General features: G+C 61.0%; 27 protein-coding genes and 1 pseudogene. 16 read left to right on the plus strand and 12 right to left on the minus strand.

Annotated features, from left to right (window positions below; all coding sequences use genetic code 11):
* The first annotated feature begins 61 nt into the window (after positions 1–61).
* A complete protein-coding gene (locus tag NIM87_RS16175; RefSeq protein ID WP_254675731.1) occupies positions 62–604 on the plus strand; it encodes a MarR family winged helix-turn-helix transcriptional regulator in 543 nt (180 codons plus the stop codon).
* A 214-nt stretch (positions 605–818) separates the two neighbouring features.
* Here the strand turns inward: NIM87_RS16175 and NIM87_RS18830 are convergent.
* Positions 819–962: pseudogene (locus tag NIM87_RS18830) on the minus strand (IS5/IS1182 family transposase); the annotation flags it as partial.
* A 937-nt stretch (positions 963–1,899) separates the two neighbouring features.
* Between NIM87_RS18830 and NIM87_RS16180 the strand changes: the two are divergent.
* From NIM87_RS16180 to NIM87_RS16205, 7 genes are all read left to right on the plus strand, one after another.
* Positions 1,900–2,613: a hypothetical protein gene (locus tag NIM87_RS16180; protein ID WP_254675732.1), complete on the plus strand. Its 714-nt coding sequence runs from the start codon at positions 1,900–1,902 to the stop codon at positions 2,611–2,613.
* 347 nt (positions 2,614–2,960) lie between these two features.
* Positions 2,961–4,256 carry a DUF4357 domain-containing protein gene (locus tag NIM87_RS16185; RefSeq protein WP_254675733.1) on the plus strand — a complete coding sequence of 432 codons (1,296 nt, stop codon included), beginning with the start codon at positions 2,961–2,963 and terminating at the stop codon, positions 4,254–4,256.
* Positions 4,257–4,341: 85 nt separating this feature from the next.
* The gene (locus NIM87_RS16190; RefSeq protein WP_254675734.1) at positions 4,342–6,303 is read left to right on the plus strand and encodes an AAA family ATPase; all 1,962 of its coding nucleotides are present in this window, start codon (positions 4,342–4,344) and stop codon (positions 6,301–6,303) included.
* Positions 6,300–6,905, plus strand: coding sequence for a hypothetical protein (locus NIM87_RS16195; RefSeq protein WP_254675735.1), 606 nt, complete (start codon positions 6,300–6,302; stop codon positions 6,903–6,905). Before NIM87_RS16190 ends, NIM87_RS16195 begins: the two co-directional genes overlap by 4 nt.
* Positions 6,902–7,201, plus strand: a complete 300-nt coding sequence (locus NIM87_RS18835; protein ID WP_408640096.1) for a DUF6634 family protein — start codon at positions 6,902–6,904, stop codon at positions 7,199–7,201. The genes NIM87_RS16195 and NIM87_RS18835 overlap by 4 nt, the downstream gene beginning before the upstream one ends.
* A 106-nt stretch (positions 7,202–7,307) precedes the next feature.
* Positions 7,308–7,883 carry a DNA-binding protein gene (locus tag NIM87_RS16200; protein WP_254675736.1) on the plus strand — a complete coding sequence of 192 codons (576 nt, stop codon included), beginning with the start codon at positions 7,308–7,310 and terminating at the stop codon, positions 7,881–7,883.
* A gap of 369 nt (positions 7,884–8,252) precedes the next feature.
* Positions 8,253–9,458, plus strand: a complete 1,206-nt coding sequence (locus NIM87_RS16205) for a multidrug effflux MFS transporter (RefSeq protein ID WP_254675737.1) — start codon at positions 8,253–8,255, stop codon at positions 9,456–9,458.
* A 459-nt stretch (positions 9,459–9,917) separates the two neighbouring features.
* Here the strand turns inward: NIM87_RS16205 and NIM87_RS16210 are convergent, their stop codons facing one another.
* The 5 genes from NIM87_RS16210 to napE are packed head-to-tail and all read right to left on the minus strand — an operon-like array spanning position 9,918 to position 14,049.
* On the minus strand, positions 9,918–10,595 hold the full coding sequence (locus tag NIM87_RS16210; RefSeq protein WP_254675738.1) for a NapC/NirT family cytochrome c: 678 nt from the start codon (positions 10,593–10,595) through the stop codon (positions 9,918–9,920).
* Positions 10,592–11,071 carry a nitrate reductase cytochrome c-type subunit gene (locus NIM87_RS16215; RefSeq protein ID WP_254675739.1) on the minus strand — a complete coding sequence of 160 codons (480 nt, stop codon included), beginning with the start codon at positions 11,069–11,071 and terminating at the stop codon, positions 10,592–10,594. The genes NIM87_RS16210 and NIM87_RS16215 overlap by 4 nt, the downstream gene beginning before the upstream one ends.
* Positions 11,041–13,545, minus strand: coding sequence for a periplasmic nitrate reductase subunit alpha (napA, locus tag NIM87_RS16220; protein WP_254675740.1), 2,505 nt, complete (start codon positions 13,543–13,545; stop codon positions 11,041–11,043). Before napA ends, NIM87_RS16215 begins: the two co-directional genes overlap by 31 nt.
* The gene (locus NIM87_RS16225) at positions 13,520–13,858 is read right to left on the minus strand and encodes a chaperone NapD (RefSeq protein WP_254675741.1); all 339 of its coding nucleotides are present in this window, start codon (positions 13,856–13,858) and stop codon (positions 13,520–13,522) included. Before NIM87_RS16225 ends, napA begins: the two co-directional genes overlap by 26 nt.
* A 2-nt stretch (positions 13,859–13,860) precedes the next feature.
* Positions 13,861–14,049: a periplasmic nitrate reductase, NapE protein gene (napE, locus tag NIM87_RS16230; RefSeq protein WP_254675742.1), complete on the minus strand. Its 189-nt coding sequence runs from the start codon at positions 14,047–14,049 to the stop codon at positions 13,861–13,863.
* Positions 14,050–14,293: 244 nt separating this feature from the next.
* On the opposite strand from napE, the gene ccmI reads away from it, so the two are divergent.
* Genes ccmI through NIM87_RS16245 form a run of 3 tightly spaced genes read left to right on the plus strand, consistent with a single transcriptional unit; the run spans position 14,294 to position 17,819 of the window.
* On the plus strand, positions 14,294–15,355 hold the full coding sequence (gene ccmI, locus NIM87_RS16235) for a c-type cytochrome biogenesis protein CcmI (protein ID WP_254675743.1): 1,062 nt from the start codon (positions 14,294–14,296) through the stop codon (positions 15,353–15,355).
* Positions 15,352–15,825 (plus strand): cytochrome c maturation protein CcmE, encoded by a 474-nt coding sequence (ccmE, locus tag NIM87_RS16240; protein ID WP_254675744.1) that lies wholly within the window; start codon positions 15,352–15,354, stop codon positions 15,823–15,825. The genes ccmI and ccmE overlap by 4 nt, the downstream gene beginning before the upstream one ends.
* Positions 15,822–17,819, plus strand: coding sequence for a heme lyase CcmF/NrfE family subunit (locus NIM87_RS16245; protein ID WP_254675745.1), 1,998 nt, complete (start codon positions 15,822–15,824; stop codon positions 17,817–17,819). Before ccmE ends, NIM87_RS16245 begins: the two co-directional genes overlap by 4 nt.
* A 27-nt stretch (positions 17,820–17,846) precedes the next feature.
* On the opposite strand, the gene NIM87_RS16250 is transcribed toward NIM87_RS16245, so the two are convergent.
* The gene (locus NIM87_RS16250; protein WP_254675746.1) at positions 17,847–18,278 is read right to left on the minus strand and encodes a hypothetical protein; all 432 of its coding nucleotides are present in this window, start codon (positions 18,276–18,278) and stop codon (positions 17,847–17,849) included.
* Between the two features lie 107 nt (positions 18,279–18,385).
* Positions 18,386–18,640, minus strand: coding sequence for a DUF6455 family protein (locus NIM87_RS16255; RefSeq protein WP_254675747.1), 255 nt, complete (start codon positions 18,638–18,640; stop codon positions 18,386–18,388).
* Positions 18,641–18,874: 234 nt separating this feature from the next.
* Here NIM87_RS16255 and NIM87_RS16260 point away from each other — a divergent pair, with 234 nt between their 5' ends.
* The 5 genes from NIM87_RS16260 (at position 18,875) to NIM87_RS16280 (ending at position 23,034) form a co-directional block, all read left to right on the plus strand.
* Positions 18,875–19,867, plus strand: a complete 993-nt coding sequence (locus tag NIM87_RS16260; RefSeq protein WP_254675748.1) for an ABC transporter substrate-binding protein — start codon at positions 18,875–18,877, stop codon at positions 19,865–19,867.
* 25 nt (positions 19,868–19,892) lie between these two features.
* Positions 19,893–20,693, plus strand: coding sequence for an ABC transporter permease (locus NIM87_RS16265; protein WP_254675749.1), 801 nt, complete (start codon positions 19,893–19,895; stop codon positions 20,691–20,693).
* Positions 20,690–21,439 carry an ABC transporter ATP-binding protein gene (locus NIM87_RS16270; protein WP_254675750.1) on the plus strand — a complete coding sequence of 250 codons (750 nt, stop codon included), beginning with the start codon at positions 20,690–20,692 and terminating at the stop codon, positions 21,437–21,439. The genes NIM87_RS16265 and NIM87_RS16270 overlap by 4 nt, the downstream gene beginning before the upstream one ends.
* On the plus strand, positions 21,436–22,650 hold the full coding sequence (locus NIM87_RS16275) for an NnrS family protein (RefSeq protein ID WP_254675751.1): 1,215 nt from the start codon (positions 21,436–21,438) through the stop codon (positions 22,648–22,650). The genes NIM87_RS16270 and NIM87_RS16275 overlap by 4 nt, the downstream gene beginning before the upstream one ends.
* 132 nt (positions 22,651–22,782) lie before the next feature.
* Positions 22,783–23,034, plus strand: coding sequence for a DUF2249 domain-containing protein (locus NIM87_RS16280; RefSeq protein ID WP_104891399.1), 252 nt, complete (start codon positions 22,783–22,785; stop codon positions 23,032–23,034).
* Positions 23,035–23,101: 67 nt separating this feature from the next.
* On the opposite strand, the gene pdxH is transcribed toward NIM87_RS16280, so the two are convergent.
* From pdxH to ubiV, 4 genes are all read right to left on the minus strand, one after another.
* Positions 23,102–23,725 (minus strand): pyridoxamine 5'-phosphate oxidase, encoded by a 624-nt coding sequence (gene pdxH, locus NIM87_RS16285; protein ID WP_254675752.1) that lies wholly within the window; start codon positions 23,723–23,725, stop codon positions 23,102–23,104.
* Positions 23,726–23,998: 273 nt separating this feature from the next.
* Positions 23,999–24,370, minus strand: a complete 372-nt coding sequence (locus NIM87_RS16290; RefSeq protein ID WP_269468139.1) for a YbaN family protein — start codon at positions 24,368–24,370, stop codon at positions 23,999–24,001.
* Positions 24,371–24,375: 5 nt separating this feature from the next.
* Positions 24,376–24,726 (minus strand): hypothetical protein, encoded by a 351-nt coding sequence (locus tag NIM87_RS16295; RefSeq protein WP_254675753.1) that lies wholly within the window; start codon positions 24,724–24,726, stop codon positions 24,376–24,378.
* On the minus strand, positions 24,723–25,628 hold the full coding sequence (gene ubiV, locus NIM87_RS16300) for a ubiquinone anaerobic biosynthesis protein UbiV (RefSeq protein ID WP_254675766.1): 906 nt from the start codon (positions 25,626–25,628) through the stop codon (positions 24,723–24,725). The genes NIM87_RS16295 and ubiV overlap by 4 nt, the downstream gene beginning before the upstream one ends.
* Positions 25,629–25,679 lie beyond the last annotated feature (51 nt).

Genomic DNA, 25,679 nt, shown 5'->3' on the forward strand with positions numbered 1-25,679 from the left:
TAATATCTTGGGTTCGGTTGTCGGGGGCGATACAGTGGCTTGATATTCACCGGGTGGCGCAGTGGAAGATCGGACCAAACTTGCCTTGACGGCCATGCGCAAGATTCTGCGCGCGACCGAGCGGAACTCCAGGCAGCTCCTGCGCGAAACAGGGCTGACACCGTCCCAATTGATTTTCATGCAGCTTCTCGACGGCGAGAACGAGCAAACGGCGGGCTATGTTGCCGGCCGCATGGGAATTACCCAAGCCACCACCACGGCCCTACTGCAAAAGCTTGAAAGCCTGGGCATGATTCAGCGTCGGAGGGGCGAAAAAGATAGACGCCAGGTCCTGCTGTCGTTGACTGAGCCAGGACGGAGGGTGCTGGAGATTGCGCCCGAGGGTGCCCACGCCCAGTTCCACCAACACTTCCTGGCGTTGCAGGACTGGGAGCAGTCAATGCTCATTGCGGCGCTGGAACGTATTGCTGCCATGCTGGGCGATGACGATCCGGGGGTTGCTGCCGTGCTTGACGCGTCCGAACTCCTGTCGGAGCGATCAGCCGTACCCGCAAGGGTAGCAACCAGCAATTCTCCAGAATCGAACCGGCGAGATCAAACCTAGGGTGCCGTCACCGACAAGGCAGCGAACGGGTTATGCTTGACGACGCCGTTGGCCGCAACTCCATTCGCAATGCGGGTTTCCGCTTCATCATGACTGGGGGGCGTCGACGCTCCGCCTCCTCTATATAGATTGCACACGAACGATATTCTGGCAGAGCTCCGCCCAAAGCCTTTCAGTGGCGGTCGCACCCGAGGGGTCTGGCCCATGATGGCCAGCGGTTCGCCACCGTGCTGGAAATGACGATGTGATGCCTGGTGTCAACGGCAGCCTGGACGTTGTAGCCGACGACACTGCGATCGTCGCGCCCAGTTGCCATGGCTCGGGCATCCGGATCGGTGAGCGAGATCTGCCCATCGGGGTGGCATCCAACGTTCGGCCAATCTCCAGGTTCCCGAGGCGCCCACGCCGCGCCTCCAACTGCTCGGCCAGGTGATTGATCCGCGGTGTGGCCGGGCGGGTCTTCGGGATTTTGGCGGAAACCTCCGTCTTTTCCTGCTGGATATGGGGCCTTTGGTTCGGTCGGCATTTTTCCGGCAGAGGCATCATCTCCTCACAGCTTGTCGCCTTGTCAGCCGCACTGGCCGTCATCAACGTCCAGGCTCAGTTTCCGCACTGTGTTTTCGATCTTACTATGGTCCAACAGGATCTGGATGGCCCGTGGGCACTAAAACGCGGCAAGGGCTCGGCAGCCTATCCCACTATTTAGAGTTCTTTCGCTTTGGCTGCCCGCCGCATGGCGACATGGGGGGCTGGGCCGTATCCTGATCCGGCTGCCCTGCGCTGCCAGCATCAGCGGCGTGACCTTTCTCAGCAACACTCCGGGGATGCTGCGCCCCTAAGAGAACAAATGCAGTGGTCGGCGTGCATCGAAAAGCACGCCGTTGCATCGTTATCAACGCAAACCTGATGCCAGTTCTTCGGTCCTTCGGCCTAAAAATGCCGGTCTGCAACCGACACACATCTCTCCGTCTCATCGTCGTAAGCGGACCGTCCGGTCTGGGGAGATCGAGACGACCAAGTGGATGACAGAAATGGGGCGCAGTTCGGGCCGTCCGCTACTCGAAAGTCTCCTCGCCTACAGCATTTCTGGATCCGTTTCCGAACAATGCTAGCACATTGCAACCGTTTAAACGCACAGCATCGGGCCAGGCTATCAGCCTTTGTTCTCCGCTATCGTTCCTCTAACGAGCATAATCTTGTCGGCAAACTCGCCCGCAGAGGCGTCAAGTGCGTGATCCTGGGGATCCACAATCCGGGTCGCGGAACCGCGGCACTACCGCCAGTCACCATGTCACATGCCCACGAATCTCAACCGCGCCGATTTTGTACTTATCGACCATCTGCAGGCGACCTGGGTCCGCGCGGGCCGAGAAAACCTGGACCCATATCTTTCCGTCGAGCGTGAAAAACGTGTCTTTCCTCTGATCTGCCTGTTCGACCCCACGGATGGTTTCTACCACGGTTGGCTTTCTCACTGGCGCCGCCGGCTCTGGGACCAGAGAGGGTTTCGGACGAGCGTGGACCTCATGCAGCTGCAAGACGTCCGGAGAGCGCTTGCTCGATTCCATGCCCTCAAAGACGAGCTGCCGGTCGAGCAGCGGGATATCGGTCAGTACCGAACAGTGGATGACCTGAGGTCAATCATTCCGACCCGGATTGCAGAAACCCAGAGGCGGAAAGAACGCGAAAGCCTCAAAGTAGAAGCCTATCGCCAATCCGAAATTCTCTACCGCGATGGGAGATGGATGGTAGTGCGGCTGAAGGGTTTTGCCGCAGCCCGATTCTGGGGCTTAGGGACAAAGTGGTGCACGACCAGTGCCGAACACATCTACCTCAACTACGCCGGCAAAGGTGACCTTCTGGTTTTCCTGACACCGCACGGAAAATACCAACTCGCCCCCGCCAGCCGTATGTTCCGGGATGAGCGCGACGACCCCATCGACGTGAGGATTTTCCGTGGCCCGCCGCCGGCATTCATGAGTTTGGTGAGCAGCTATCTGGGCCAATGACGGCACGAGACACTGCCCAATGGCAGGGACCTAAACGTATGGAGAGGCAGGCTCGGCGCTGTGCGGTGCCGATCATTCTGGACGGGCGCAAAGCGGAAAAAGCAGGTCCTTGCGCGCCTTAATCTATTCTCCACCTCATGCGTGCGGCGGCACGGCACCAAAAATTAACCACGATTCACGCTGACGTAGAATGGGGATTGCCAAGTCAAAACGGATCCCGCAGCCTTTTCAGATGATGCCAATTCCGGCGTCGAAACGGTTGAAACACCCCCTGCAAGGGGCGGCCGACGGAAGGTCTGCAAACCCGCCGTCGACCTGACCGACATCAAACTGTTAGGAGCAGTTCAATGAAGGCTAATGCCACTTCTAGCGGCCGCATGGCTGCATGCAACCCCCATTCCCCAACATCTGATCTGCCCGCATCGGGCGGTACGGATCTGACGCATCCCGGGCTGATCAGCCATCCGATGCTGACGCCGAGTGTGCAGGTGCAGATCCTGTCCGCGGTCGATGCAACCGGTTCGGCGAGTATCAGCGACATCATCGCCGAGCTTCCCAGTCATGACGATCCGGTCAGCGCCGTGTTTGCTCTCGTGGCTGCCGGTGCTTTGGTCGTGCTGTCGGAAGGCATCATCGATGCCCACACCATTTTGGCCCGGCGTCTGCCGTCCGACCAATCCGGTGACCTCGTCCCGGTTGACGCGGCTCCTTCACCAGTCCCTTCGCGCGAATGCCTGGAAGACAAGCTCGCCACTGCGCAGTGGACCGACGTTGTGGCCGACACTGACGCTGAGTTGCCGCCCGAATTGGTTCAGGTCCCAGCTTCATCACTGCAGCCCCGGATCCTTCGTGGATCCGGCAGGCATCGCGCTGCCTTTAAATATGCCCCCGGTCTGCAGCAGCCTGGCGTCTATATCCAGCTCTGCGGCGACCAAGCCTATATCGGTTATGGCAGCGATGTCGGCTTCCGGATCGCCATGGGCAAACAGATGGACGCTCTGCCTGACACCATCCTCGTCATCACTGATGCCAGTAATGGCCTGACAGAGGAAGACGGGCTCGCCCTCGAGCGGATCTTGTGGGGTTACGTGTCGGACGATGCCGACTTCACTGTGGTCAACAAGCAGCCCGACGGCGCCCCGATCAGCGTCGACCGCTATGACCAGCTGGTTCAGTTCACCGCACAGGTGGTTCTGGCCCTGCGTCGGGCCGGCATCATGTTCCTCGAGGGTTCAGTGCGTCAGCGCTTGGCCGGTCCACGCGCGGAACCCGATCGCCTCGGAGCGGTCCGTCCCTTCGAGTCCATTCCCGAAGGCCGGGTGATGGAACTCAACTATCGCGGTCTGACGGCACTGGCCGCAGAGCGTGATGACGGGACCTGGTTGCTGCTGCGCGGCAGCGACGTGCGTATCGACACGGTAAAATCCGCATCTGCCAATGCGTCCTTCCAAAGGGCGGCATGGCTGCATTCGGGATTGTTGGAGCTGGCCGAGGATGGCAGCTGCTATGTCCTCATGCGCGACATGGTCTTTTCTTCGGGCAGTGCCGTCGGCCATTTCGTCTCTGGCAGCAAAGGCTTCGGCCTGGCCTGCTGGCAGCCCATAGACCCGGACGACTGTGAGGTCGACGCGCTCGCTCTTTAGCGCGCGTCCGGCATTCCGCTTCCCACACCCTTTCCTCATCTTCTGTTCAAGGCGCGGCTTCGGCCGCCGCCGATGGAGAACACGCATGTCTCTTTCCACTCTCAACCGTAAGTCCCGCAAGGACACCAATGACAAGACCAGTGCGGGATCCGCTTCCGACACAGCACCGCGCGAGCTCGAGCGTCCCGGTGAGGCTTTGGGCCGGCTGCTGCTCGACAGGGCCCTTACCCCCAAGCTGCGCAGGCTGTTCAAGTCTGCGGCGAAGCTCATCATCATCAAGACCAAGGATGAGGCCACCGCCCGGCTGCTCGACACATACATCGCAGCCGAGGATCATAACGTGGTCGTCGAAGCCTATTGCGAGCCGCCGCGCCCGGGCAAATCGCAGGACCTTAATGGCCGGCACGAGTTGGCAAAACTGCAATGGGGGCGCACGGTCATCCTCATCTCCCCCGATCCGGAGCGCATCCTGGTCCCTGAGGCGCTGGTTGGTGCGGATGTCATCATCACCGTAGCACCGCCGAACCTGGCCGTGGTCCGGCAGACAATCCAGGCGGTCACCGGTCAATCTGTACGGGGGCTGCATCGTGCCGATATCGAAGGCCTTGGCGTCGAAAATTTTGTCACCGCCATCCGGCCGCTGCTTTCGGCGCGAGAATGCGTGTTCAATCTGCGCCGGGCTTCCAAAACTTTGCGCAAGGATGTCGGCGCAGGGACGACAGTTACCCTTTGGGACCTGGCAATGACGCGCTCGGTGTCCGCCTGGGCACTCGAAACGCTGGAATTAATGGGAAAGGTGGAAGAGGGAAAGCTCAAGTCGGCGAGCCTCATCCATGCCTGCCTCGAAGGACCGCCCGGCACGGGCAAGACCACACTGGCCGAAGCTCTGGCCGGTTCGGCTGGCTGGACGTTTGTGCGGACCTCCGTCGGCGAATGGTTTGCAAGTTCCGGCGGACACCTGGGTGATGTCATTCGCGCAGCTCGCAGGTTTTTCGACGAGATCGCGCTGGCCACCACCCCGGTCGTCGGTCTGATCGACGAAATCGATAGTCTGCCCAACCGCGCTGCAATGGATGAAAAGGACAGCCAGTGGTGGACGCCCGTCGTCACTTTCGTTCTCACGGAAATCGACAAGCTTAGGCATGCGGGAAAACCCATCTTGCTGCTCGGCGCCACCAATCATTTTGAGAAGCTGGATGGGGCCCTTATCCGTCCCGGCCGGCTGGAGCGGCGGGTGCCGGTCCTCTTGCCCGATGCCATGGACCGGCAGCGGCTGTTTGCTTGTTTCCTTGGGGACAGGCTGCCCGTATCCGCAGTGGTCCAACTGGCGCGGCTGGCAATTGGTGCAAGTCCGGCGCGCATCAAGAGCTGGTGCGAAACGGCCCTGGCGCAGGCCCAAAAAGCGGGGCGCCCTCTGGTCCTGCGCGACGTACTGGACCTGGTCGCGCCGCCCGATGGCCGTTCACCGCACAAGGACCGCGCCGTAGCCCTGCACGAAGCCGGTCACGCTGTGGTTGCGATTGAATTGGGGCTGCCGGTCCACGAGGTGTCTATCCTGGGTATTGGCGAGATCGGGGGTTATGTGAAATCGGGTGATACCGACACTAGCCTTCTCACCCGGGAACAGATTGAGCGCGTCGGAACCATGATGCTGGGCGGTCGGGCTGCAGATGAGGCTTTGGGCTCTGGAGGCCATGCCGGGGCCGCGGCAGACTTAGAAAGCGTCAATTCCCTGTTGCGCGCAGCCATTTTGGACTTCGGTCTCTATGGTTCACTACGGACAGCGAAGAACACGGACCATCGGGACTTTAAGAATGGTGTTCCTCTTGCCATCGTCATCGACATCGAACTCAACCGCTGCCTCAAGCGGGCCACGGACATCGTCATCCGGCGGCAGACTGACATTGCCCGCCTTGTCGACGCCCTGCTCGACGAACGAGTCATTACCGGTGAGCGGCTTGACGAAATCCTCGATGCCGAAAGCGTCCAAGCCGATCTGCCTTCTGACCTGGACCAGACCTTGGCTCTGGCGGAGGCGTCATCATGAGCATCGCCGCAGAAACCAAATCTTTGATCGAGGCCTGCCTCGCCGGGGATCCCGCTCTTGCGTCTCTGGCCGTCGTGGGGACCGCTCCTGAGACCCTGTCTGCGCATATCGCGCCAGGGCGTCCGGTCAAAGCCATCGGCGGATCGGGCTTTTCCCCTCACCCGCCGTTCAATCGCGAAACCCTCGTGGAACTGATTGTGCGCATGCAGCGCCTGCGTTGGAGCCGGTCGACACCATTTAATCCGAAGGGCTGGCCGCCGGAAGATCGAGACCTGCGGGCGCTTCACAGCAAGCACGACAAGGCGGTTGTGGGCTTTGAATGCGGTCCTGGCTGGACCGATCTTTTGGACGCCGCCTTCTCCTGGCTGAACGAGATCGCACCTACCAGAGACTGGGCGCCAAGCCAGATCAAAGAGAAGTTCGGGACACTGAGGTTCTATTGGCATGGCGACCTGCCGGACCTTGGCGATGAAATCATCTCGGCGGCCGAACATATCTCCGGCCACCTCTGCGAAATGTGCGGCACCCACGGGCACCTGCGTAAGGATATCGGTTGGTGGAGTGTGCGCTGCCGTGAACACGCCAAGGAGCCCTGGTCATGAGCCGGGTGTCTGCCAAAAAGCTGAAGAGAGCGTTGAAGGATTGGGAGAGGCTGGCCAGCGGGCACTCGCCCAGTCCAGACGATCTGTCCAATGCGCCGCTGCTGACGGACTGGGAGCCACGGTGGACCGCGACGGGTGTCATGTACTTAATCGGGCAGGTTCGGGGGCATCCAAAGCTTCAAGACGGGCCGTGCAGCACGTCCATCGTGCTGGCAGCCGATGTCCAGCAGGGCTGGGCCCGTACCTTGAGCCGATACTACAGGCTCGGCCCGCAGCATGGAGAGACCCTCCATTAACTCAGGCCGGTCCGCGCCAATCGCGGACCGGCGACCCGACCTCACTCAATATTGCAGTACGGTTCTAAACCGTACTATACTAAACCAAAACTTACAGGAGCTCACCATGAGCGCTGAAATCGCAAGCCTTGAGAAAGTCCGCGCCGCGGTGGCGCAGCTTCACCTCAACAATCAACGTGCCACCGCCGACGCCGTCATTGCCGCAATCGGCGGCGGATCCAAGCCGACAGTCTTGAGGCATCTGAAGACTTTACGCGAAGAGCTGCCGCAGGTGACGGAGGACCTTCCGGCTGGCGTCCTCGATCTGGTCCGGCCAATCGTCGCGCAGATCTTTGCCGAGGGCAGCAAGGCTGAAGCGGCGCGAACCCGCGATCAGATTGAACGACTGCATCGGATGCTTGGCGACCTGGAGGCCGAATTGGAAACTCTAGGATCGGTCAATGCGGCGTTGGACGACCAGGTTATCGACCTCGGCAAGGAGCTTGAAAGATCTAGCAAAGCTCTTTCGAGCGCCGAGGCGCTGATCATGTCCAAGAATCGCAAGATCGAGAAACTGGCAGCACAACTCAGCGAAAAGGAAATGGCCGCCCAGCGCCAACTCGCCGCGGCCATGAAAGGGTTCGATGAGAGGCTTACAACTCTTGCCAAGCAGTTGGCTACTGCCAGTGAGGACACGAAATAGCGCAATGGGGCTGCGTTCAAACCCCCGAGCTTGTTGGGCGACACCTCTGGCTACCAGTGACAAGAACCCTGTTTCGTGCTTGGCACAAGTAGAACGGACCGATTGCCACCCGCCCATTCCGGCCATTCGACGGGTGTCCGACACCGCCCAGAAGGGTCATGTCATTCGCTCCTGACGAACGGGACAGACGTCGAGTTGACGAACATTCCTCCGCGCCGTACCAATTGGGGCATGATGATCGAAAATCGCATGGTCGTAGTAGGTGCGCGCATGGGCACGGCAGCATAGCTGCCAGGCAAAGGCACCCATGCGCGGAGAAATCAGCCCCTTTAAGGGGCTTTTTTAATGCCTCGTTTCCAACGCAAGCAATTGGCTTTGATCATGTCAGGTTCATCAGCTTCTCCTCGCCTATTTACGTTAGTCTTTCTGTCGGCACTTGCTATCCTGCCGATCAACTTCTTTCTCCCATCTCTTCCCCAAATGGCCGCCGAATTTGGCGTCGATTATGGACTGATGGGGCTTTCGCTGGCGGCCTATGCCATTGTGTCAGCGTGCCTGCAGCTCGTTTTGGGCCCGCTCTCGGACCGTTTTGGTCGCCGGCCCGTAATCCTCGGGGCGCTGACGATATTTATCGCTGCGACAATCGGGTGCGCCCTGGCGCCGGATGCCTGGACCTTTCTGGCCTGCCGGATGGTGCAAGCCGTGATCGCACCAACCTACGGGGTGGCGCTCGCCGTGATCCGTGACACGACCACTCGAGAACAGTCGGCTAGCCGGTTCGGCTATCTGGCCATGGCGTGGGCCGTTGCACCCATGCTCGGCCCGACGGCAGGCGGGCTGCTCGATCAGCTATTTGGCTGGAGGGCCAGCTTCTGCATTCTGGCGCTTTTTGGAATCGCAGTCCTGGCATTGTGTTGGACCGACCTGCGCGAAACGAACACCTCGCGATCCATGACAATGCTGGAGCAGTATAAGGCCTATACCGAACTACTCGGCTCCAGGCGCTTCCTGGCCTATTGCCTATGTATGGCCTTCTCGGTGGGCGCCTTCTACGCCTTCCTGGCGGGCGCCCCGCTGGCCGCTTCAGCCTTTGATCTATCGCCGGCAGTTCTGGGTCTCTACATGGGCTCGATCACAGCCGGCTTCATGCTTGGCAGTTTTCTTGCCGCGCGGCTCGCCGGCAAACTCCCGCAAGCCAACCTGCTGATTGCAGGAAGGATTGTGGCTTGCGCGGGGCTCTTGTTCGGCATCGTCCTGTACTTTGCCGGCGTCGAACATGTGGCGGCATTGTTCGGGCCATGCTTTTTCGTCGGACTGTCGAACGGACTTACGCAGCCAAGCGCCAATGCCGCGGCGATGTCGGTTCGCGCAACCCAGATGGGAAGCGCCGCCGGTCTCGCCGGCGCGATCACCGTCGCCGGTGCTTCCATCATGGCAGCGATCGCAGGAGCTGTTTTGACGGAAGAGAATGCCCGGTCTGGCCTGCTCATGGTGATGCTGGCCTCAGCGATTGCCGCCCTGGGTGCAGCCCTGTTTGCGCGCCATCTCGAGACTGATACGCCCCAAACGACATAAACAACGGAGCACGCGTCACGTCTGCTGCGGGGAATACGAAACGTTGCCCCCTATTTCTGCGACGGGGTCTGGAGTCGCCAAGCGTCAACTGCGCCCAAAACAGTCACTGAAGCTGTCAAACAGGCAGCCGGAAAGCGGATACCAAATCTGTTGGAGAGGAAAAGTACAGCAGGCAGTCCGCGCTGACCAATTAAATTCAAGTACTCGAGCTACTAGCGATCGGCGGCCTGCGTCACTCGGACAGCCCGCCGGCAGATTTCAGCGATGGCCGCCGCGACGGTGACTCCGGCCAGCTTGAGAAACACTCCAAACTCTCGGCCCTCAGCCACGCCTGTCCGCCAGTAGACGCCACCCGAAGGCAAACGGCGCCGAATACGGCCACTATGGTCTATACCCTTCTACTGAAGGCGCGCCGAGCTGGTTGGCTAGGTTGGCTGCAGCAACCAGTAGATGCGCGTGTCAATGGGAGACCGCCTCCACCGACGCAGGGGCCTCGGGAAGCTGTTCGCCTTGCAGTTCAGGTGGGACCTTCCAACCCGGATCAACGCCCGTCATGTCTGGCAATTCGTGTGCGATGCCCTTGTGACAATCGATGCAGGTTGCTTCCCCGGTCAGCAGGTACTGGCTGTGGATCTCTGCGGCGCGGGGCGCCTGCCGGGACAAGTCCATCGCCACGGCCGAATGACAATTGCGGCATTCAAGACTGTCATTTGCCTTCAGCCGAGCCCATTCGTGCTGGGCGAGCTCGAGGCGATGCTCAAGGAATTTCTGGCGCGTATCGATGGAGCCGAAGATGTGGCCCCAGACCTCCTTCGACGCCTGCATCTTGCGTGCGATCTTGTCGGTCCAATCGTGTGGCACGTGGCAATCCGGACAGGTGGCCCGAACGCCCGAGCGGTTTGCGAAATGCACGGTGCGCGTCAATTCCTCGAAGACGTTGGCTTCCATCTCGTGACAGGAAATGCAGAACTCCTCGCGATTGGTGAATTCCATCGCCGTGTTGAAGCCGCCCCAGAACAGCACGCCCCCCATGAACCCGCCGAGAGTCAGCACGCCCAGGCCCATGGTGCCGGCAGGAGTGATGAGTATCTTCCAGGCCCAACGGACGACCGATTTTATCCAACCGAACAGTTTCATTCCGAGCCCACAGGTTTGGCGCCGAGATCGATCATGTCCACGAAGTCGTTCTCCACCAGGGGGGCGACGTCGGCCTGCGGCACATGGCAGGCCGTGCAGAAGTATCGGCGGGGCGACACGTCAGCCAGCATCTGTCCCTCGCGGGTCATGAAATGGGTGATGCTAATCATGGGAGCTCCGGACCCTTGCGTGAACTCCCTATTGTGGCACGACATGCAGCGGTTGGTGTTCACCGACAATTGGTAGCCCTGGATCGAATGCGGGATCACTGGGGGCTGTTCGGGGTAGGCCCGCATCTGCCGCACATCATCTGTAACCCAACGCGGAATCGGATCGGCCTCGACATCGGACATCGGATCCGTTGGGCCACGCAACTCGGGCGCAAACTGCGCCAGCGCGCTGCCGGCGAGGATACCGACTGCGAGAATGACGCTCATGAGGACCGTCAGGCGACGGGAATGATCTTTACCGCGCATTTCTTGAAGTCCGTCTGCTTGGAAATCGGATCGGTGGCGTCCAGGGTGACCTTGTTGATCAACCTGCTGGCATCGAACCAGGGTACGAAGATCACGCCGCTGGGCATGCGGTTGCGCCCTTGGGTTTCAATGCGACAACGAATCTCGCCTCGCCTCGACACGATGCGCACTTCCATTCCCTGGTTGAATCCTCTTTCGCGGGCATCAGCGGCGTTCATGAAGCAAACCGCTCCGGGGAAGGCCTTGTACAGTTCTGGAACACGCATGGTCATCGACCCGGAGTGCCAGTGCTCCAGCACCCGGCCAGTCACCAGCCAGAGATCGTATTCGTCGTCAGGCGACTCGGCGGGCGGTTCGTAGGGGACAGCGAGAATGACGGCGCGCTTGTCCGCCTGACCGTAGAATTCGACTTCAGAACCGGGTGTCACGTAGGGGTCGTAGCCCTCGCGGAAGCGCCAAAGAGTTTCCTCGCCGTCGACGACGGGCCAGCGAAGACCACGAACCTCGTGATAGGTGTCGTAGGGCGCGAGATCATGTCCGTGTCCACGACCGAACTCGGCATACTCCTCGAAGAGGCCCTTCTGCGGATAGAAGCCGAATGCCGCGGCCTCCCAATTGTCGTACTCGGAGCTGACCTCCGACTCGGAGAACTTGTCGACCTTGCCATTGCGGTAGAGGACGTCGAACAGGGTCTTGCCTCTATAATCCGGGTTTGCGTCCAGCACGTCAGCGGGCCACACCTCATCTGTGGTGAAGTACTTGGAGAACTCCATCAGCTGCCAGAGATCGGACCTGGCATCGCCTGGCGCATCGACCAGTTGGTGCCAGACGTGGGTGCGGCGCTCTGCGTTCCCATACGCGCCTTCTTTCTCGACCCACATGGCTGCTGGCAGGACGATGTCCGCGGCGCTTGCAGTGATGGTCGGATAGGCGTCCGAGACGACGATCAGATTGTCCGGGTTCCGATAGCCCGGATAGGTTTCATTGCTGTTGTTCGGCGCCGCCTGAAGGTTGTTGTTGACCTGTATCCAATAGAAATTCAGGTCGCCGTCCTTGAGACGCCGGTCCTGCTCAACGGCATGATAGCCAGGCTCGGCCGGCAAGAGCCCAGCGGGCAGTCGCCATATCTCCTCGGCATGATGGCGGTGCTCATCGTTGGTTACCACCATGTCCGCTGGTAGGCGATGGGCAAACGTGCCGACCTCGCGCGCCGTCCCGCAGGCCGATGGCTGACCCGTCAGCGAGAAGGGACTATTGCCCGGTTCGGAGATTTTGCCGGTCAGGAGGTGCAGATTGTAGACCATCTGGTTGGCCCAGACGCCACGAACATGCTGGTTGAATCCCATGGTCCAAAGCGACATGACTTTCGTGGAGGGATCTGCGTAGAGCTCGGCCAGTTCCTCGAGGAACCCATGCTCCACCCCGCTGATCTCCGAAGCGCGCTCCAACGTGTATTCCGAGACAAGCTCACTGAAGGCCTCGAAATCGATCGGGTCCATCTGGCCGGCCGTCGCGGCGCCAGTGGCCGCTTGTTCCAGAGGATGCTCGGGACGCAATCCATAGCCGATGTCGGTCATGCCGCGCATGAACTTGGTATGCTTGTTGACGAAATCCTCGTTGACTCGACCAGTCGTGATGATGTGGTTGGCGATGTAGTTCAGGATCGCCAGGTCCGTTCCTGGCTTGAAGATGATCGGGACGTCGGCCAGATCCATGCTTCGATGGGTGAAAGTCGAAAGCACCGCGCAGCGTACATGGGGATTGCCGAGGCGTCGATCGGCAAGACGCGTCCAGAGGATCGGATGCATCTCGGCCATGTTCGAGCCCCAGAGAACGAAGGCGTCGGCATGCTCGAAGTCGTCGTAGCATCCCATCGGCTCGTCGATGCCAAAAGTGCGCATGAAAGCGGTGGCGGCCGAGGCCATGCAGTGTCGTGCGTTGGGGTCGAGATTGTTGGAGCGGAAGCCGGCGCGCATCAGCTTGGTCGCGGCATAGCCTTCGAAGATCGTCCACTGTCCGGAGCCGAACATGCCAAGTGCCTTCGGACCCTTCTCACGCAGCACCTGTTTGACCTTGTCGGACATCACCGTGAAGGCCTCGTCCCATGTGACGGGCTCCAGCTCGCCATTCTTGTCGTAAACGCCTCCGGTCCGACGCATCAAAGGGGTCGTGAGGCGGTCCTCGCCGTACATGATCTTGGAGAGAAAGTAGCCTTTCACGCAGTTCAGGCCACGGTTCACCTCGGCCTGCATGTCGCCGTGGGTAGCGACCACATGTCCGTCCTTGACCCCGACCATCACGCCACAGCCCGTGCCGCAGAAACGGCAAGGTGCCTTCGACCACTTTATCTCGAGCGTCTCGACGCCCCCGGCGACCGGTTGCGCGGCCGCGGGCAAGGCTATGCCGGCAGCTGCCGCCGCGACCGCAGCGGCTTGAGCCTTCAGGACGTCACGTCGGTTGAGCTCCAGTGTCATGACGCATCTCCTCCTCAACGACGGCTTGTTCGAACACCATGCTGGCGGCAAGTACTCCGCCCATCAGGTTTATCGTGGTCAGCTTCTCGCCCAGTTCGCCAGGACCGCTTCCCTCGAGCACAAGGACGATCTTGCCCTCGCCACTTGCGACCACTTCCACACCCGGCATTTCCGCCAGGCGTTGGGAAAGGTCGGGAACTAGCGACGGAAGCGCGCGTACGATCGCGCTGGAGACATGATGCCGGGATGTCTTGTTCGCGCCGATCCTGCCCAGCATGACGTCCCGGCGGGTCAATGCGTTGTCATTGGCCATGATCAATGCCCCCCCGTAGGTGGACCGGGTGGGCCGAAGATCATCTGCCAGATCCAAACAACCAGGCCATAGCTGCCGACGAAGACGACAGCAACGATCGGCCAGATGCCGAAGGCCAGCACCAGGAATGCGATGATTTCTGAGCGCCGCCTTGACGGCGTCGTGACGCCTGCTTCAGGATGCTCGGTCATGCCTCAACCAGCCCGATCTTCATCCACTCAAACTCACAAGGAGTTTAAAGGCGTCATCTCGAAGGTCAACCCACGATTTGCCGATATTGTGATCACGTTAAGAAAGAAGGTCGTCTTTTCGTCATGCTAGTTTGCGTTTTCGCAGGGATGGTCATTGATCTTTTCGGTAAGGCGATGATCGTTCTCGCCCGAGAGCAGCCGTCGACCTTGAAAATATGATGCATTTTCTCAGTAAATACTTCGCATGATTTCGGTTTGGATAGCAGCGCTGGTGGGAGCGCTGTTGGTCTTGGGCTGGTTGCTGCAGTCATACTGGAGCGCCTCGGGCGACGCGAGACGTGAAGCTGGCCCAACGGAGCCCTTCCGGGATGTGCTCGCGGAGATAGAGGCCGACACGGTGTCAGGAAAGCTGTCGGTCAATGAAGCGGAAGTCGCAAAAGCGGAACTCGCCCGTGAAGTGCTCAGGGCTCGGCACGAAGCCCACACCTCACCGAAACAGTCCTTCGGGCCGGGGATGATGGTGACAGGTGCACTGCTGATCGTTGGTTTGACTGTCGGGGGCTACGCGACCCACGGAAGCCCTCATTTGCCCGGACGGCCCCTAGCCGAGCGAACGGAGGCGACAGGCTATGAGAGCCTTGTACAGCGTATCGAGTCCCACCTACTGGGTGATCCCGATGATGCGGATGGATGGCGTGCACTTGCGACCCTGAGAATGGAAATGGGTGCATTCGAGCAAGCCGCTGAGGCATATCGCACGGCACTGGGAATAGGTCCTGCAACGGCCGATGGGCAGACGGATCTGGCGGAGGCTCTTCTATTCCTTGGTAGCGGCGCTGCCCGCGCGGAAGCCATGGAGCTCTTGCGCTCCGCCGCCACATCGGACGAGACCCATGTTCGATCCAGGCTCTATCTCGCATCGGAGCTGACGCGTGCCGGTGAGAAAGACGAAGCTATACAGCGTTGGCAACAAGCGATGGAAATGGCAGCCGGAGATGAACCCTGGCTGGATGCCGCTCGACAGGGGCTCGTCGTGGCCCGGGGAGGTGGCGATGCAACGCTGGTCGACGAGGCCGAAATGATCTCCGGCATGGTCGAAGGGTTGCACGCAAGGTTGTTCGCCGATGGCGGCAGCCTAGAGGAGTGGACGCAGCTGGTCAGGTCGTATCTCGTATTGAACGATCCAGCGAGCGCTCAACGATCCTATGACGCCGCTGTGTTGGCCTATCCATTGGCCTCCGTGCGGCAGGATCTTGACGCGCTCGCGTCGGATGCCGGCCTCGCAACGGAAGGAGAAGGCGAATGACCAGTGGGGCCAGTGGCCGGAAAGGCTTCACTCGCAAGCAGAAGCGGCTTGTGATCATCGCAGGCTTGGCAGTTGTATTGGCCATCTCCACCGCCCTGGTGCTGACGGCGTTGCGCGATCAAATCGTATTCTTCTATGCGCCCAGCGATTTGTCGACCCGAGAGGTCGCGCCGGGTCAGCCGATTCGACTCGGGGGCTTGGTCAAGGAAAGCAGTTGGTCGCGCAGTGGCCAGGAGAATGTTTTCGTCATTACCGATGGTGCGCAAGAAATATCGACCCGGTTCACCGGAATCCTCCCGGATCTCTTCCGGGAAGGACAAGGCGTTGTCGCCGAGGGCGCCATCGCCGCTGATGGTCGTTTCGAGGCGAGCAATGTTCTCGCCAAGCATGACGAGAACTATGTGCCAAAGGAAGTCGTCGAAGCTCTGAAAGCGCAAGGAGAATGGCGCGCGGAGAGTGCAGAGCAGTGAGCATCGAGATCGGGCATTTCGCATTGTTACTGGCAGCGTCGGTCGCCACCGTGGCCGCGATGGGTGGACTATCTCTATGGCGCGGTGGCGCCCGCCTCGCTGCGGTCATGCGGCGCGCAGCCCTTCTGCAATTCATCTTGGTCGCTGTGTCTTTCGTCACGATCGTGCAAGCGTTCGTGGTGTCGGATTTCTCATTGCGCTTGGCCGCGAGCCATTCCCATTCCCTCAAGCCTCTCATCTTCAAGATCTCCGGCGTCTGGGGCAATCACGAAGGCTCGATGCTGCTTTGGGTGCTGATCCTGGTGCTGTTCGGTGCGCTGGTCGCCGCATTGGGCAAGCGGCTTCCGTCCGATCTATGCAATCTGGTGCTGGGTACGCAGAGCCTTCTCACGGCAGCGTTTGCCGGATTCCTGCTGTTCACTTCAAACCCATTCGAGCGCTTGGAACTGCCTCCGCTCGAGGGCAACGACCTGAACCCGATACTGCAGGACTTCGGGCTCGCAGTGCATCCGCCACTGCTCTACGCAGGCTATGTGGGATTCTCGATCTGCTTTTCCTTTGCCATCGCCGCCCTGGTATCGGGGCGCATCGATCAGGCCTGGGCGCGCTGGGTTCGACCCTGGACCATGCTGAGCTGGACCTTTCTCACCCTTGGCATCGCCATGGGATCGTATTGGGCCTACTACGAACTCGGCTGGGGAGGCTGGTGGTTCTGGGACCCAGTGGAGAATGCCAGCTTCATGCCGTGGCTGGCGGGTACCGCTTTGCTCCATTCGGCGCTGGTGATGGAGAAGCGGAACGCTCTGAAGATCTGGACCATCTTTCTCGCCATCATAACCTTCTCCCTCTCGCTCCTGGGCACGTTTCTCGTTCGCTCTGGCATCCTGACCTCGGTCCATACGTTCGCCAGCGATCCGACGCGCGGACTTGTGATCCTGGCAATGTTGGCGATGTTGATAGGCAGCGCGTTCCTGCTGTTCGCGATCCGCGCGCCAGCGTTGCGCCAAGGTGGACTGTTCGCACCCATCAGCCGCGAAGGAGCTCTGATTCTCAACAACCTCTTCCTGGCGACCGCCGTAGGTGCCGTCCTGATCGGAACTCTGTATCCCCTGTTGCTCGACGCACTCACCGGCACCACCATCTCGGTCGGCGCTCCCTTTTTCAACCTGACCTTTGGGGCGCTGATGGCCCCGCTCTTGCTCGTCTTGCCCTTCGGTCCGCTGTTGGCATGGAAACGTGCGGATCTGGTCGCAGCCGGCCAACGACTTCTGGGGGTGGCGGTCCTGACGGTGGGCCTCGTCATCGTCGTGATGGCCCTGCGTGGTGTGTCCGTTTCGCTGGTGCCGGTCGGGCTCCTGCTCGGGTTCTGGGTGATGTTGGGTTCGTTCGCGGAGCTGATCGAGCGTAGCAAGCTGGGTCGCATCGCCGTTGGCGAGAGTCTTCGCAGGCTCAAGGGTCTGCCGCCCTCTATCTGGTCGACCGCAGCGGCCCATTGCGGTGTGGGGCTCACGGTATTGGGGATCGTTTCGGTGACGGCGTGGGAGACGGAACTGGTCACTACGCTCAACCCCGGGCAAGAAGCGATGCTCTCCGGCTACCGCATCCAGTTCGACAGTTTCGATCAAGGACGAGGGATGAACTACCTCGTGGATAGTGGTCGCTTCACCATCACAGCACCGTCCGGTGCGCAGTCAGAGATGGTACCCGAGCGACGTACGTACTTTGCCAGTGGAATGCCCACTACCGAGGCGGCAATCAGGACGGACGGTTTGTCGCAGTTCTATCTTCAGCTCGGAGAACCTCAGTCCGACACGCATGTGGTTCGGGCCTGGTACAAGCCGAACATCCTTCTCCTCTGGATCGGGGCCCTGGTCATGGCCGGCGCTGGGAGCTATTCGCTGCTGGACCGTCGCCGACGCGTTGGGGTGCCCGGTGCAAGTCGTTATAGTTCAAGCGTTGCCCGGGGCCCGAGCACCCCGTCCGGCATTGCGTGACACCTTTATGGGGGTTGGTTGCTGAGCCTACCGACTGTTTAGAATCCGCAGGGCTGATGCTTTGAATCTCGGCTTCTGCAGGACGAGGTCCGCGATTGCGGAATCGATCCGCCGTGCCAGAAGTCGAGCAAACAAGGACGAGCTCTCGGGTTCAACGAGGCGCAGAAACCACTGTCGGAGCGGCCGCAGATTGATGGGCCCTGTGCCGCTGAGCGCGCGGTAGAGGTTGCGAGTTAGCGCGGAGCACGTCGAGACCGGAGCGCGCTCCAGAACGATTTCCCGGATGGAGTTGGACACCGCATCCCAATTGCCACCGGCGATGTGATGGAGCACGTTGCCGAAGTGCGGGTGCTGTTTGAGGTTCGCCAGCAGAACTGCGATCAGCTCCTCGACAGCGATCGCATTGCCGTCGCTGCGCAGCAGGGCCTCGCAATGCGGAGAAATCGGTTCCAGTTTCATCTCTTGCTCCTACCCGTGGTCAGATCGAGCATAGAGCTGAGATTGGAGTGGTCTTTGTTGCGGAGCAAACGGCTGCGCTCCACCGGCGATGCAAGACCAGTTGTCGTCTAAAGGGTCGGCAAGCGCTGCAGGAATTCCCGATTGCGACAATACTCGGGGGCGGACGCCAGGTGGACCTCGGTTTTTACGAGCTTGGCACATTCATTGGCGTCGGTGCAGAACATGCACCTATTGACGGCGCCACGCAATTCCTGCGCGGCATAGATGCTGCCAGGTACGTGCGCTGAGAGATCGCGGTTCATGGCGACGGCCATGTCGAACATGCGGTCGGTGCGGGCGAACATGCTTCCAATAAATGACATCGGTCAGTCCTCCAGTGGTTCGGTCCACAATAGCACAGCGCCGGTCATCGTCCTTGATCCGGAGCAAACCAGCGTTCTTTAGGCAGTGGCCCAATCGCATTGCTGTTTGATCTGCCGCAAACAGCCAAAAGAAAACATGACTAGAAAACTCGATTTAAGCGGGCGTGTCGCCCGCTCTCATCTTGGCTCCGGTGAGCAACCCGAGTAGCAACTCGACATACGCAGGACATAGCCTTGAGCACTTCCTTCAAGATCACGCGTCGCACAGCCCTGGTTGGCCTTGCGGGCACTGCCATTACTCTTGCCACACCTGCTCTTTTGCGGGCAGCACCTGCCGCGCGGCTGGCGCTCTACGGCCCGCCGGCCGGACCCACCATTACCCTTGCCCATGCGGTGGCGACAGGAGCGCTGGGCGAGATCGCGCAAGATGTCAGCCTAACCGTTTGGCGAAATCCGGATGAGCTGCGTGCCGGGCTGACCTCTGGAACCATCGACCTTTCCGTGGTGCCCGCCCAGGCGGCGGCGACGCTCTACAATCGCGGCATGGGCGTTAGGCTGGTCAATGTGATGACCAACGGCCTGCTCTATGTCATCGCGCCCGAACAGATGCTCAACGGCTTTGCCGATCTCGCCGGCAAGCGCCTGGCCGTGCCATTCCCCAACGACACGCCGGACTTCATCGTGCGCGCCCTGCTGGCCAGGCACGGCATTGCCGACAGCGTCGAGCTGACGCCGGCAGGCTCCCCCATGGAAGCGGCCCAACTGCTCATGACCGGTCGCATCGATGCGGCTGTCTTGTCCGAGCCTGTCGCGACCGTGATTGGCATCCGCGGCCGTGAAGCCGGTCGTACCCTTGCGCGCGCGATCAACCTTCAGGAGGAATGGGGGCGGGTCACGGGCCTGGGACCGGTCGTTCCGCAGGCCGGTCTGGCCGTGACCAAGCGCTTCAGCGAGGACCATGGCGACCTTATTGCGCCGCTCCAGGCCCTTCTGGTAAATGCCACCGCCCAGATGATCGGTGCTCCCGCCGAGGCGGCCGAGCACGCCTCGGGACCGCTTGAGCAACCCGCGTCCGTGCTGGCGCAATCCATCCCGCACTGCAACCTGACGGCAACCCCGGCATCGGAAGCGCGGCCAGCGCTGGAGGCCATGTTCTCGCTGATGGCTGAGAGCGATCCGGCAATCATCGGCGGCAGACTGCCCGACGATGGCTTCTATGCGCTCTAACAAGTGAGGCCGCATGGTGGGCTTTGTGGGTGATCGTCTCGGCCGCTTGGGCCGGTTCGCCTGGTCAGGCTGGTCGGGACTCGCCGCTGTCGCCCTACTGGCCGCGGTGTGGCAGGCGGGGCACGAGGCCTATGGCGACTTCATCCTGCCAAGTCCGATGGCCACGGCGCTCGCTGCCATTGGATTGTTGGCTGCACCCGAGAACTGGACCCTGTTGCTCGTCACGATGCGACGCGCGCTGTCGGGTTTTTTCCTTGCCGGTATTCTGGGAGCACTGTTGGGGGTGATCGCCGGCTATGCGCCGGCAGTGATGCGACTGTCGCGGCCTCTGCTGACGGTGGCCCTCGGGGTGCCGCCCATCGCCTGGATCGTTCTGACGATGATTTGGTTCGGCGCTTCCGACGCCACAGTCGCCGCGACGATCCTGGTATCGGCCACACCGGTTGTCTTCGTGGCCGGGGCCGAGGGAGTCATGACACGCGACAGGGGCCTCGATGCCATGGCCGAGGTCTTCGGCGCAGGTCCGATCCGGCGCTTCCTGAGCGTCGGTCTGCGGCAAGTTTGCGCCCACCTGCTGCCGGCCCTGGCCCTGGCTCTGGGCACGAGCTTCAAGGTGGCGGTCATGGCAGAGCTGCTGGCCAATGCCGGCGGCGTCGGCGGCGCCCTGGCGCGCACGCGGGCAATGCTCGACATCACTGGCGCCCTCGCGTGGGTCATGCTGTCGGTCGTCGCCCTGGTGGTTGGCGAATACGGGCTCGTCAGGCCTGTGCGCGCCGAATTGGAACGCTGGCGCGAGGCTGCACAGCCCTGGGGAGTGAAGCGATGACCGCACTAACCCTCACTGGCGTCGGGCATGCCTTCTTCGGACGTACGGTGCTGTCCCGGGTATCGCTCTCGATCCGGCGCGGCGAGGTCGTGGCGCTTGTTGGTCCATCCGGATGCGGGAAATCGACCCTCGCGCACATAGCTGCGGGTCTGATCAGCGCCAGGGAGGGCAGGGTGGCCAACCACTATCGCCGCCACGCCATGGTGTTTCAGGACCCGCGCCTGTTGCCGTGGCGGGGCGCAGCGGGGAACATCGCATATCCGCTGGAACTCTCGGGCATGTCGCGTAGGGAGAGGGACCTGCGCGTCCGTCAGTCCGCGCGCATGGTCCAGCTCGAGGGTCAGGATCTGGACAAGTTTCCGGTGGAGTTGTCCGGGGGCATGCGCCAGCGCGTCGCCATTGCCCGCGCCATGGCCATCGAACCTGACTTTGTCTTCTTCGACGAACCCTTCACAGCGCTCGACGTCGCCCTCAAGCGACGCATGCAAGATCTGGTGATCGCAGCCGCGCGGCATAACCGGTTCGCCGCACTCTTCATCACGCATGACCTCATGGAGGCGATCCGGGTGGCCCATCGCATCCTCGTCATGCACCATAAAGGGCAGGGGCTGGTCGGCGAGCGCATTGTAGATGGTGAACCTGGGAATCGCGACGACGCTAGCATCTTCGCCAGCATGCAGGCCTTCCTGCGTTCTGATATCGCCTTTGCCCATGTCCATGATGTCGATGAAAGGCGCCGGACGTGAGCTCGTCGACGCCTGCAACGCGGACCATGCCGCTCAGGCACGTGCTTGCGGATGAGGGGTTCCGGCTCTTCTTTCCGCTGGCGGCCTTGCATGCCGCTCTCTGGCCGTTTCTCTGGATTGCGCTCTGGTCTTTCGACCTGCCGCTTGCGCGCGACGTTCCACCCAGCTTGTGGCATATGCAGGAGATGATCGTCGGCAGTTGGGGCGCTGCCCTGATAGGGTTCCTCACCACGGCCGCGCCGGAATGGACGGGAACTGCCCGCCTGCGCGGTCGGGCGCTCTGGCTATTGGCGGCGTCATGGGGGCTGGCCAGAATTGTCGGCTTCCTGGCTAGCGAACAGTTGCTCATCGTTGCTGGTTTGGCAGATCTGAGCTGGTTGCTGGCCCTGATCCTCTACATTTACCGGATCTCCATTCAGCGCCGCACCGATCGCCTCGTCGCATTCGTCATATGGCTAGCAGCACTGGCAGTGGCCACCGTAGCCGCTCGCGCCGGAATGCTCATGGGCGACTTCGAGTTCAGCCGTGATGCTTCCCTCGCTTCCGGCTACATCTTTCTTGGTCTTCTGGGTCTCGCTCTGGCGCGCATCACTGTGCCCGTGACCAACCACGTCCTCGACCCGAGCGAGGAAACGGCAGCATATCGGCCGCATCCCGGACGCCAGAACCTGGCCCCCGGGCTGGTCGCACTGGCCATAGCCGGTGACTGGCTTGGCCTATCCCCGGCCGTGAGCGGCTATCTCTGGATCGCAGCTGGCGCCGGCTTCCTCGATCGTGTCGCCGAGTGCTTTGTGGGGCGCGAGGCGTTTCGCGCCGAGATTGCCGTGCTCGCGGGGGCAAGCGCTTTTTCCGGACTAGGCCTGCTGACTGTTGGCGCCTCGCGCCTTGGCGCGCCCTGGGGGGAGGCGCCCGGCGTCCATATTGCGCTCATGGGCGGCTTGGGACTGGCCGTGCTGGCGGTGCTGTCGATTGCCGGGCGATTTCATACGGGGCAGGGCCTCGGTTTCAATTGGCCGACGAAGGTTGCCTACAACATGGTCATAGTCGGGACGACGCTGCGCGCCCTGCCCGAGATGGGCCTGCTGCCTCTGCCGCCGGGTCCGCTCCATCTGCTCGCCAGCTGCTTTTGGGCCTTAGCCTTCATCGCGTGGCTCTATGACTACTGGCCATCGTTGTCGCGCCTGCAAACGGACGAGGAGTCGACCTGCTGACGAGCGATTGTTTGCGCCGGCTCAAGGACGGGGCCGCCCTCCGAGGCTATGAGCCTGCAGCCGGGACCGAAGCGCTGTCATGGACCTTTTCGGACCAGGTACTCATCCACACTTACAACAAGGATTCTGCCCATGTGTGGCGACTGCCAGCCTACCGATACAGTCATTGACGTGCGCATGATTGCCCCCCGCCTTCGACATCCAATGATCTTCACTGCCTTCGAGAACCTAGGTTCCGGGGAAGCCTTCATCATCATCAACGATCATGACCCGCGCCCTCTGCAATACCAGTTCGCCGCAGAATATCCGGACCAGGTCGACTGGGCCTACGAGGCACAGGGCCCGGAAGTCTGGCAGGTGCGAGTGACGCGCCGGGCTGCCTGACCATCCGTTGTTGGTCGACGCCGACGTCTCCTTGGCGTCGGCGATCTGCTCTGCCCTCCCGTGGCAGTCATGGTGACAATCGCTGCGCAGTCCAGCCGTCGTCTTCCGCTTTGCGCGTGAACAGGAGTCGGTCATGGAGCCGGTTGGAGCCATCCTCCCAGAACTCTATCTCATCCGGTATCAAACGCAGGCCAGTCCAGTGCTCGGGGCGAGGGACCGGGCCACTGACGAATTGCTTGTCCAGTTCGCGCAGACGCGCCTCAAGCGTAGCACGACCAGGTATCGGGGCGGACTGCGCAGATGCGTGCGCGCCGATCTGTGCTCCTCGCGGTCGGTTCGCAAAATAATCATCGGCATAATTATCGGTCACGCATTCAACCGGCCCACGCAAGCGAACCTGTTGACCCTTGACCGGCCAATGAAAGCACGCGGCAGCGCTGCTGTTGATCTGCAGATGTTGGCCCTTGGCACTCTTGAGGTTGGTGAAGAACACCAGTCCGCCGTCTGACACTGCTTGAAGCAGGACCATTCGCACGTCAGGGGTGCCATTGCGGCTGACCGTAGCCAAGGACATTGCGGTAGCCGTGAATCCTGATGCATTTTTGGCTTCGTCGAGCCAACGCCCAAAGATGCCGCGAGGCTCAAGGCTTTTAATGTCAGTTGAAGGATCAAAGATGATGTCAGTGGCCATGGCTTTCATCGTGAGTTAGATTCTCTTGCGCCTACGCAGTCGACACGTGCGCTATCGAAAGCTGTCTCCGCGCCATTCCACTTCCAGCAGAACGGCGTCGAGGTGTCGTGATGAAGATGGAGCGACGATCTGGTCTTGCTCCCCCGCGTTGGGAAGTCGCTGGGATAGGCACCTGGCGCCAAGCCAGAGACATGATCCAATAAGGAACACGCACGTCATGAATGGAACCATGGCCATTCTCTCCTATTGCTCGAAAGACTTCCTTGCCGGCAGCTACTTAGCTGGACGGGTGGCTACATAGGCAACACAAGCAACGAGTATTGTCGCAACGCAAATGTTCAGTGCGGTAGGTGCATTGCCGGCGACTAGCAATATCAAAAAGCTACAAGCCATGGATGCGACTGCCGCGATCTTAGCCCGCGTTGGAATTGCCCGGTTCTTCCGCCAAGCCAAGATATGATGTCCCATTCTTGGATGATCGATCAACCACTGCTCGAAACGTGGCGATGAACGAGAGAAGTAGGCTGCGGCCAGCAGTATGAACGGGGTAGTCGGAAGTACCGGTAGCATGACTCCTAGTCCGCCCAAGGCCAGGAATGCAAAGCCGCCGAAGGTCAGCGCCGGCCGAATTTTGGTGCCACTCATGGTTTCTAGCCTCCCATTCGACGAAGGTCTGCGGCGCCGTTCAAGGCGTGTTCGGAGATGTCCTCGAACAGATGAGCAAATTCCACGAATACGCCGCGATCCGCTTCCACCCAACTGATGTCGTCCAGCTCTGACAGTAGATCGATCAAGGCGGCTATGGCGGCTCGATGGTGTCGCGAGGACAAAAGGTGCCGGCGGATCTCGCGCTGCTGCTCCATCTCGACGAAGCGACCAAGGGCGTCGTTCACCCTCTGCCTGCAGTCGCAATCCAACGCGACCGTGCCGATGATCGAACGGATGCGTTCGACTAGAATGTCCGGATCGGGGGTGCTGCGAATGGGGGACTGATGGTTCATGCGGCGACCCAATTCATGCCGGGAGCTCCATGCAGGAAGCCGTTCGAATAGGGCGCCGCCGAGTAGACGATCTTCAGCTTCGCGATGCCTTCCTCGGGGCCCACCCGCCCATCGCGCACTTCGGCAAAGATCTCAGCCACCGCAGCCATGTCGCAATCCTGCGGCGAAAGGCGCAGGTGCGTCACGCCAAGTTCGACCAGGGTGGGCAAGTCACCAAGAAGCACCTGGCAGTGCCTCGACATGGTTTGCACGCCGTTGACGGTCAGGAACGGCTGACCATCGAGCGTATCGACATCGAGCCCATCGGGTTCATCGCCGCAGACGAACTGGCAATTGTCCTTGGTGTTGCCCTTGGCTCGGGCATGAGCGCAGCGTGCCGATATCGCCAGTGGAAGGCGTCCGAACGCGATGATTTCATATTCGATCCGCGGCGCACCGGAGATGATCGATGCGATAGAGGGGGCCGGGAGTTCCGGGCCAAGACAGATCCGGATGGCACCGCGCTTGGCAAGCAGGCGGGCGGTCGCACCATTGTAGACATTCACGAAAGGTCCGACGAGATGCGGCTTGCCCGACAAGACACGCAGCGCGGAAAGGTCGTTCGCTTCGGCCAGTTCTGCCTTCTCTGCAAGCCGCCGCGTCTGCGCAACTTCGCGTTCCAGCGTCACCAAGGCGAGCGAGGCCACGGCTACGGACTTACCGGCCGTGGTCAGCCGTTCGATCACTTGAGGCAGGAAGGGCCGGGTGAAGTGGTCCCGCTTGGAACAGACCACCTCACCCAGCGTCACCGCATCGACATGCCCCGACTCGGCGATGCGGTAATAGAAATCGCGCCATTTCTCGCCGGACCACAAATAGGGAACCGGACCCATGGTAATCTTGAGAGAAGAAGGTGTCGGCATCGTCAGCGCCACTTCTTTTCATAGGCGCCCGACGTTGTGCGCTGGCCCTCG

Origin of the sequence: Devosia ureilytica, assembly GCF_024273195.1 — a bacterium.
GTDB lineage: Bacteria > Pseudomonadota > Alphaproteobacteria > Rhizobiales > Devosiaceae > Devosia > Devosia ureilytica.